This window comes from Cyanobium sp. BA20m-p-22 (assembly GCF_024346275.1).
GTDB lineage: Bacteria > Cyanobacteriota > Cyanobacteriia > PCC-6307 > Cyanobiaceae > Cyanobium_A.
This window is the reverse complement of sequence record NZ_JAGQCQ010000247.1, coordinates 1-5,687: the sequence shown is the minus strand read 5'-3', so window position 1 is coordinate 5,687 and position 5,687 is coordinate 1. Positions and strand designations below refer to the sequence as shown.

Below are 5,687 nucleotides of genomic sequence, written 5' to 3'. Positions count from 1 at the left end.
TCCCTGGGCTTACAGCCCCTGGGTGATCGCCCTGCGCAGTCGGCCAGATCTGGTGGCGCGGCGCCAGCAGGGCTGGTCGCTGCTGCTCGACCCCAGCCTGCGGGGGCGGCTGGTGCTGCCCTCGGCCCCCCGCATCAGCTTGGAGATCGTCAAGGGCGACTTTGGCCAGCTGGAGCGGCTGCGGGCCCAGGCCCTGGCATTCGACGACCGCGACGGCCTCAGCCTGTTGCTCAGCGGCAAGGCCGAGGTGGCGGTGCTGCCATTGCAGCGGCTTATCCCCCTGCTGCGCCGTGACCAGCGCCTGGCGGTGATCTGGCCCGACAGCGGCGCTCCGCTCAGCTGGCAACTGCTGCTGCGACCGGCCGCACCCAAGGACTTGCAGCCGGCTCCACCCCCGCTGGAGTGGCTCGGGGCGATCCTGGAGCCACCGCTGCTGGAAGCCCTGCTGGCGAAGGGCTGGGTGCCTCCCCTACCCCAGGCGGTGCTGGCGCCAGTGGCCCGCCGTTTCCCCGCGTCGATGGCGGCGTTGCTGCTGCCGGGAGATGCCCTCCTGGGCCGCTGCTGGAGCCTGCCGCCGCTCAGCCTGCCCGAGCAACTGGCCCAGCAGAACCTCTGGGATGCCGCCGCCCCGAGGCCCTGAGCCCAGGCATTTGGCTGTGGGAGCGCCATCTGCGTGAGGAACTGTCAGCTTTCCGTACAGCTTGTAATGATTGATGGAGACCGCCCGCGCAACCCGTGATTCCACGGATACCCTGATAGTGTACCTGTACTGCCCTGTGTTCAGGGTTTGTGCTGGCTACGGTGGTTTTGGGATTTGACAGTCAAGGCTGGATCACGGTTTTTGCCGCCCTGCTCCTCGCCCTGATCACGCTATTTACCAATTACACCCATGTCGACCTCCTGGGAGCCGCTTCCGTCGACCTACCGCAGCAAGCAGGAATTCCTTGCATCGCTGCCGCCGTGGCGGCGGCTATTGCAGAAGCTGAATTGGCATCCAACCGTCGAGCTGAAAGTGCAGCGATACGAGCTGGAGCAGAGGAAGCTGCAAATGAGGAGAGAGGACGAGCAAATGAGGAAAGAAGACGAGCAGAGGAGGCAAGAGGACGAGTGGCTACGGAAGCTCGACGAGCGTTTCGACGAGCTCAGCAGCAAGCTCAGTGCAATCTTGTCCAGCTCAGACACCAGCTCGATTCCTCCGAACGCAACGCCAGGCGAGTCCGAGATGTGATCTCGCTGCTGGAGGAGTACGGGGGAATGGCTTGAACGCAGCCATCCTGATTACGGCCCGGGCGCATCTGGATCCACACTGTTGAGGAATCAGTACAAGCTGTACAGAACTAGGAACCCATCGCAGCGATGGATCCCCAGCCCGCGCTCTCCGGCAAGACGATGCCTCACTAAGCCCCACCCACCTAGCCCTAGCCCCAGAGCCGGCGGCGGGGGGCGGAGCTCAGGCGCCGGTGGGTGTCGGCCAGCAGCTCGGGGATCGGTAGCTCCAGCGGACAGCGGGGCAGGCAGGCTCCACACTGCTGGCAGGCCTCGGCGTTGAGCTCCTCCCACCAGTGGCCGGCGCGGCCGATCAGGTTGTAGCGCTCGGCCGCAAAGGTCTCCATGCCGTGGCCCACGGCCAGGTTGCGCAGGCGCAGGAGTTCGGGGATCGGCACGCCATTGGGGCAAGGCAGGCAGGCGCGGCACTGGCCGCAGCGTTCCGTCCCCAGGCGCTCGCGGCCGGCGGCCTCAAGGCGCCCTAGGGCGGCACGCTGCTCGGGGTTGAGCCAGCCTTCGTTCGGGCTGGATTGGCCCGATCCCCCCCTGGGCGCCGAGGGCCCGGTAAGGGCGGCGGCCCAGGCCAGATCGCCGGGCTGCTCGGCCCCCAGGCTCAGGGTGGAGATCCCCTGATCGAGCAGGAAGCGGTAGGCCAGCTCCAGGGGGTGGAACGGGGAGCAGTCGGCCACCAGTTCGGCCGGAGGGTCATAGAGGCGGCCGCCCTTGTCGGCCGGTGAGATCGCCTGCACGCCCAGTCCGCCCGCGAGGGCGGCGCGGGCCAGGGGCAAGCGGGTCTGGTCAAACAGATGCAGGTGCAGGCTGCAGAAACGGAAGCGGCCGCTGGCCAGGGCGGCCTCGATCAGCTCTGGTTTGCCATGGCTGCTGAAGCCCACCTGGGTCACCAACCCTTCGCCGAGGGCCCACTCCAGTAGCTCGGCGCCAGGTCCGTGCAGCGCCCACTCCAGGTGCTCAGCAAGGTTGAGGCCATGCACCGCCAGGTTGGTGAGCTGGGCAACGCCCAGGCGCTCGAGGATCGCCCGCAGTTGCTCCTGGCCGTGGGCCAGATCGCAGCCGGGCAGCACCTTGCTGGTGATTCGCCAGCCGCCTGGGGGCGCCAGGTTGTCCCGCTGCAGGGCCGCCAGGGCCAGGCCAAGGAAGGTTTCGGCTGGGCCGTAGCCGGGGGCCGTATCCAGGTGGTTGATGCCCGCTGCCATGGCTGAGCGCAGCACCGACTCCATCTGGGAGGGGCTGTCCAGGGCCCGCATGGTGCCCAGGGTGAATGGCGACACCGCCGTTGCCGGTGCGGGGCCGAAGGGGCGCAGGCCAGGGTTATCAGGCAAGTTTTCTGGAAGATTTTCAGGCAGATTTTCCATCCGTAGACGCTCCCGCTGCGCTCTCCAGCCCTATGGGGCCGGAGTGTCGCTGCCTGGTTCCTCCCCACCTGGCTCCTCCCCGCCTTGCTCGCCCTCCGGGTGGGACTGTTTGAGGTGGCGCACCAGCTCGGCGGGGCTGGTGCTGTCGAGGAAGCGGCGGAAGTTGTCCTGGTCTTCGGCGTCGGCTTCGGCATCCACCGGAATCGAGGCGTCGGCCACCACCTCCTCCAGCATCCAGATGCTGCTGCCGGTGCGCAGGGCCAGGGCGATGGCGTCGCTGGGACGGGCATCCAGCTCAAGCCTGGCCGCTGCTTTGGCCGCTTCTTCGGCCGCCCCATCGCCCGCCGCTTGGCTGAGTTTGAGCACGGCCCGAAAGGTGCTGGCTTCGATCGTGTGGATGATCACCCGGTCAAGCCTCAGCCCGCCCGCCTCCAGCAGGGAAACCATCAGGTCGTGGCTGAGGGGTCGGGAGGGGGCTTCGTCACGGAGTCCGGCCAGGATGTTCTGGGCCTGGGCCTGGTCGATCCAGATCGGCACCTGGCGCCGGCCGGAGGAATCCCGCAGCAGCACGATCGGGCTGCGGCTGGCCGCATCCAGGCCGATTCCAGCAACGTGCATTTCGATCATTTTCCCCCCAGAACCCTCTGAACGATTATGACCAGCTTGGTTCCTCCCGGGCTGGATCACCCATGTTCACCGGACTGGTGCAGGCCTTGGGCGTGATTCGCCGCTGCCCGCGGGGGGTAGAGGTCCACTGGCGGCAGGCGGAGAGCCCAGCCTTTGGAGACAGCCTCCCTCTCGGGGACAGCCTTGCTCTCGGGGACAGCCTTGCTTTGGGGGACAGTGTGGCGGTGGATGGGGTGTGCCTCACGGTGGCCCAGCGGCTTGCCGATGGCTTCCGCGCCGATGTCAGCGAAGAGACCCTCAGCCGCACCACCCTGGCCGCCAAGGCCGATCGGGGTGGTGCGGTGAACCTGGAGCCAGCCCTGCGACTGGCCGATCGCCTCGGTGGCCACCTGGTGAGTGGCCATGTGGACGGGCTTGGCGTAGTGCGGGCCCTGGAGCAGCAGCCGGCCTCCTGGCGCCTGGAGTTGGCCTGGAGCGACCCCTGCTACGGCCGCTACATCTGCGAAAAAGCCAGCGTGGCGGTGGACGGGGTGAGTCTCACGGTGGCTGGCTGCGATAGCGATGGGGTGGGTTTCTGGATCGCTGTCATCCCCCATACCTGGCTGAGCACCACCCTGGGCCAACTGGCGGTGGGCGATGGAGTCAATTTGGAGGCCGATCTGCTTGCCAAATACACCGAGCGGCTGCTCATGGCCCGGGGGCCATCCAGCGGCCCCGCCCGCCAGGGGATGGACAGTTCGTTAGATGCGTCCTGGCTGGCAGATCACGGTTGGATCTGAATGCCCTGTCTACGGTTGGGCAGTGGCCGCTCCAAGAGCTATGGGCTCAAGTTTGCTTTCTCAAAATGGTGCTGGCCTCAAGGCCTTCACCCTGTTTGAAGGTGTATTGATGCTGGTGCTGGGGGTGCTGGCCCTGATCTTCCCGGTGCTGGCCTCGGCCTGGATCGCCGTAATCGTGGCGATTGGCTTCCTGGTGGGAGGGATCGTTGGCTGGATCAGCAATCTGGCCCGCTCCCGCCAACTGGGCCGCTGGTATTGCTTCTCCCGGCTGGTGATCTCCACCCTCTTTGTGGTGATCGGGGCCTGGATGATTCAACAGTTTCGCGGTGGCCCGCTTGAGGGTGGGGTGGTGGTGGCCAGCCTGGCCTTCGCCATCGGCATCGTCTTCATCCTGGAGGGGATCGTGTCGATGCTGGTCTCCCTCGGCCATATGGAGGTGATGGGCTGGGGCTGGGGCCTGGTCAACGGCATCGTCACCCTGGTGTTCGGCGTGCTGATTGTCAGCATGCAGGGCTGGGGATTGCTCTGGGTGCTCGGGGTGCTGGTAGGAATCAGTTTCCTGTTCAGTGGCTTTGACCTGCTGGCCTTCAGCGCCAGTTTCCACAGAGACGACTGAGGGCCAGCTGGAGGCTCATTCCTCCAGAGGTGAGAGGGAAATTGAGCCGTTCTCCGGGTGAATTTCGATTCGGAATTCCTTGCCGGGCTCCAGCCCCAGCCGACGGGTGTAGGCATGACCGATCAGCAGGTTGCCGTTCCCATGCACCCTGGTGCGGAATTCGGCCTGGCGGCCCTTGCCCTGGCCCGTGCCACGGCCGCCGCCGCTGGGGGCATCGGGCAGCTGGTATCCCTTGGCGGCCACCAGGGCTCTATAAAAGCTCTTTTTCATCACCCGGCCACTGGGCCCCACGTAGCCGCAGGCCCGGGCGATCTGATCTTCCGGCTGGTTGCTAAGGGCCCGGGCCCGATCCAGCAGGGCCTGGCCCGCCAGCATTTCCAATGGACTGTCTCCTGGCCTGGACACCATGGATCACTCCCGTCCTGGGTTGTTTCTATGGATGATTCTGTCTACTTAAGCCGGATATGGCCATTAATGCCAGGGTGTGAAGACCATCGGCTCCGGCAATCCTGTCAAAGCAGATACAGAATCCCGTAGAGGACCACCCAGATCCCATCGACGAAGTGCCAATAAAGTTCGGCCGCTTCCAGGCCGAAATGGTCACTGGCGCTGATCCGCCCCCCTGCCCTGGTCTGCAGGGCCACGATGGTGATGCAGATCACACCGAGGGTTACGTGTAGGCCGTGGAAGCCGGTCAGGGCATAGAAGGTGCTTGCAAATAGGTTGTCGGTGAGGCTGAAGGGCAGGCTGAAATACTCCACCATCTGGCCGGCGAGAAATGCCGCACCCAGAGCTGCGGTGATGGCCAGCCATAGCCGGCTGGCGGCGAGCTTGCCGCCCCTGCATTCCTTGCCGGCCCGGTGGAAGGTGAAGCTGCTGATGATCAGCACCACGGTATTGATCGTGGGGAGCAGCAGCTCGAGTTCGTAATTGCCCCCTTCCGGCAGGGGATTCACGGCCCGGAAGGTGAGGTAGGCGGCGAAGAAGCCGGCGAAGGTCATGCCGTCGGCCACCAGGAAGGTGGCC

7 protein-coding genes and 1 pseudogene are annotated in these 5,687 nt (G+C 65.8%); 4 read left to right on the top strand and 4 right to left on the bottom strand.

Annotated features, from left to right (window positions below):
- Positions 1-640 (top strand): annotated as a pseudogene (locus KBZ15_RS17140) (twin-arginine translocation pathway signal); the annotation flags it as partial.
- Between the two features lie 249 nt (positions 641-889).
- Positions 890-1,228, top strand: coding sequence for a hypothetical protein (locus KBZ15_RS17135; protein WP_255016431.1), 339 nt, complete (start codon positions 890-892; stop codon positions 1,226-1,228).
- Between the two features lie 190 nt (positions 1,229-1,418).
- On the opposite strand, the gene KBZ15_RS17130 is transcribed toward KBZ15_RS17135, so the two are convergent.
- Positions 1,419-2,531, bottom strand: a complete 1,113-nt coding sequence (locus KBZ15_RS17130; RefSeq protein ID WP_255016433.1) for an aldo/keto reductase — start codon at positions 2,529-2,531, stop codon at positions 1,419-1,421.
- Between the two features lie 138 nt (positions 2,532-2,669).
- Positions 2,670-3,266 (bottom strand): bifunctional nuclease family protein, encoded by a 597-nt coding sequence (locus tag KBZ15_RS17125; RefSeq protein WP_255016430.1) that lies wholly within the window; start codon positions 3,264-3,266, stop codon positions 2,670-2,672.
- Between the two features lie 62 nt (positions 3,267-3,328).
- Between KBZ15_RS17125 and KBZ15_RS17120 the strand changes: the two genes are divergently transcribed.
- On the top strand, positions 3,329-4,045 hold the full coding sequence (locus KBZ15_RS17120) for a riboflavin synthase (protein ID WP_255016428.1): 717 nt from the start codon (positions 3,329-3,331) through the stop codon (positions 4,043-4,045).
- A gap of 109 nt (positions 4,046-4,154) precedes the next feature.
- Positions 4,155-4,661 (top strand): HdeD family acid-resistance protein, encoded by a 507-nt coding sequence (locus tag KBZ15_RS17115; RefSeq protein WP_255016432.1) that lies wholly within the window; start codon positions 4,155-4,157, stop codon positions 4,659-4,661.
- 15 nt (positions 4,662-4,676) lie between these two features.
- Here KBZ15_RS17115 and KBZ15_RS17110 read toward each other — a convergent pair whose 3' ends face one another.
- Complete coding sequence (locus KBZ15_RS17110) at positions 4,677-5,036, bottom strand: AbrB family transcriptional regulator (protein WP_197153552.1); 360 nt, start codon at positions 5,034-5,036, stop codon at positions 4,677-4,679.
- 137 nt (positions 5,037-5,173) lie between these two features.
- On the bottom strand, positions 5,174-5,687 hold a 514-nt coding region (locus KBZ15_RS17105; protein ID WP_255016426.1), incomplete at its 5' end, for a cytochrome c oxidase subunit 3.